The organism is Pedobacter sp. JCM 36344, assembly GCF_046546555.1.
Lineage (GTDB): Bacteria > Bacteroidota > Bacteroidia > Sphingobacteriales > Sphingobacteriaceae > Pedobacter.
In genome coordinates this window covers 1-2,705 of record NZ_JBKHKK010000035.1, presented here as the reverse complement: position 1 = coordinate 2,705, position 2,705 = coordinate 1, and the positions used below count along the sequence as shown (strand labels likewise).

Annotated in this window: 2 protein-coding genes; both read left to right on the top strand. The window is 44.8% G+C overall.

What is annotated here, in order from left to right; all coding sequences use genetic code 11:
- Positions 1-261 precede the first annotated feature (261 nt).
- Positions 262-1,833, top strand: coding sequence for an IS21 family transposase (gene istA / locus ACHFIZ_RS17795; RefSeq protein ID WP_410888303.1), 1,572 nt, complete (start codon positions 262-264; stop codon positions 1,831-1,833).
- A gap of 23 nt (positions 1,834-1,856) precedes the next feature.
- Positions 1,857-2,588 (top strand): IS21-like element helper ATPase IstB, encoded by a 732-nt coding sequence (gene istB, locus ACHFIZ_RS17790; RefSeq protein ID WP_410888301.1) that lies wholly within the window; start codon positions 1,857-1,859, stop codon positions 2,586-2,588.
- Positions 2,589-2,705 lie beyond the last annotated feature (117 nt).

Below are 2,705 nucleotides of genomic sequence, written 5' to 3'. Positions count from 1 at the left end.
TGGATATTCCGAGCCATACTGCACCACTGTTCCGAAGCAAAGTACACCATCATTCCGGGCCATACTACACCACTAATTTCGGTTTTGGACATTAATGATTCCGAGGCAAAGTATACCGCTTTCCGGATAATTAAAGTTTGCAAGGGCTGACATTCCGACACAAACTACACCACCCGATTCCGAGGCAAAGTACACCACTAAGCAAGTTTACCCGGCGTATTACTATAGGTTTGGTTTAGTTCATTTCTAAACCCCTGCAGTATGGCCAATAAACTACTTAGTATGCATAAAGTAAGACAGATACTTTTATTTTTAAAGCAGGGCGCCTCCCAGCGAAGTATTGAAAAGGAAGTAAAAATCAATAGAAGGACGATTGCTGTTTACCTTCAAAAGTTCATGGAAAGTGGAAAAGGATTTGACGAACTTTTAAAGCTCAGCGACCAGCAGCTCGAAGAGTTCCTGAGCTTGATCAAACCCATACCGGAGGATACTGACCCCCGTAAGATGGAGTTAAAAGCACTTATAGCTGGGTATACCGCAGAAATGGCAGCCAATAGCAACATTACCCGTCTGCTGCTTTGGGAAGAGTATATCAGAAAGTACCCGCATGGCTTTAAGTATTCCAGATTTTGTGATTTCTTCACAGACCATGCAAAAGTGAACAATGCAGTCATGCATTTTGAACATGATCCCGCAAAGATGCTGCAGGTCGATTTTGCTGGAGATAAGCTTCATTATACGGATCGCTCTACCGGAGAACTGATCGAATGTCCTGTTTTTATTGGCGTCCTTCCTTTCAGTAATTTCGATTATGTTGAGGCCTTACATGACGCTACTCTTCCGCAGGTGTTAAAAGCATTAAATAATCTTCTTGATTACATTGGTGGGGTGCCATTGTCTGTGAAATCAGATAATATGCGTCAATGGGTATCTAAAAGCTGTAAATATGAGCCTACCTTTCCGGCGATGCTGGAACAGTGGGCCGGACATAACCACATTGCTTTACTGGCCGCCCGTCCATATAGGCCAAGAGACAAGCCATCAGTTGAGAATGGAGTTGTGATTGCCTATCGGCGCATTTATGCGCAGCTTCGCAATGAATCCTTCTACAGTCTTGCCGAACTTAATAAGGCCATCAGGGAGAAACTGGCCCTGCACCACCAGGTCAATTTTCAGAAAAAGACATTCAGCCGACTTGAGCTATTCAATGCGAAGGAAAAGCCGCTGCTGCAATCCCTGCCTACCTCGGCTTATTATATTCGTCATTACACCAAAGCCAAAGTCCAGAAGAACTACCATGTAGTGGTGGGAGAAGACTGGCACTTCTATAGTGTACCGTACCGCTTTATAGGTAAGGACGTTCGCATAATTTATTGCGCAGATCATGTTGAGGTTTATTATGGTACGCTGAGGATTGCCCTGCATACCAGAAACTTTACCAGCCATGGTTATACCACAGACAAAGAACACATGCCTGAAAACCATAGGGCTATACTGGCCCATAAGGGCTGGAATGTGGATTACTACCTCCAGCAGGCTACTGAAAATGGGCTGGCTACCCTGGAGTTCTTTAAGAAAGTTATGGAAAATAAGCTAATCGTAGATCAGTCTTATGCAGCTTGTACGGGTCTTCTCAGGCTAATGAAACAGTATGGCGGACCACGCATGGAAAATGCCTGCAAAAGGGCTTTGAAAGGTTACAGGTTCAGCTACACGACCATTAAAAACATACTGGAGAAAAACATGGACAAGCTGGAAGAGGATGAATCAGCTGAATTCCGTATTCCAAAACACGCGAACCTGAGAGGTCCTGAAACCTATAACATCAATTAATCTAACATATCAATCTAAACAGAATGAATACACAACAAACAGTAGAACAGCTAAAATCGCTTAAACTTACCGGCATGGCCAAGCGCTATCAGGCTGTACTCTCCCTTCCGGTACATGAACTGCAGGACACCCATGCACTGATTGCCATGATGACCCAGGCAGAAGTAGAGTCCAGGGATCATTCACGAACTTTAAAGTTCCTTAAAGCCAGCAAGCTTCGCTATCATGCGCTGCCAGAAGACGTCCTGTGCAACCCTGAAAGAGGTATTACCAGGGAGCAGGTCTTCAGGTTATCAGATGGGATGTTTATCGAAAAGGGCGAAAATGTACTCATCACCGGAGCCACTGGTTGCGGGAAATCATTCCTCGCATGTGCCCTTGGGCGCAGTGCCTGTCTTTTGGGCTACCGTACACAATACTTCAGTATGAATAAGTTCCTGGAATCCCTGGCTCAGGCTAGGCTGGATGGATCTTACCTCAAGTGGATCAGGGGAATCTCTGCTAACAAACTATTGATCCTGGATGACTTTGGACTCAAGGCTTTGAATAATGATGCAAGAATTGCACTGCTGGATATACTGGAAGACAGGTATGGAAACGGCTCCACGATGATCACTTCGCAGCTTCCGGTAGATAGCTGGTATAACTTTATTGACGAACCTACCCTTGCTGATGCAATAATGGACAGGTTGTCAGCTTCTGCTCACAGAATAGCCCTTACAGGTAAATCGTTGAGAAATAAAAAAAATCATTAGGTTTGAAAAACACCACGCTTGCTTAGTGGTGATCATGCGCAGTTAGCGGCCTTAAGGCTTCGCAAGAAGTGGTGTACTTTGCCGCGGAACACTGGTGTACTTTGTTCGGAATAATCA

Excerpts from the sequence above, each read along its gene's own strand:
- istA (WP_410888303.1), top strand. The coding sequence starts at position 262 with ATGGCCAATAAACTACTTAGTATGCATAAAGTAAGACAGATACTTTTA.
- istB (WP_410888301.1), top strand. The coding sequence starts at position 1,857 with ATGAATACACAACAAACAGTAGAACAGCTAAAATCGCTTAAACTTACC.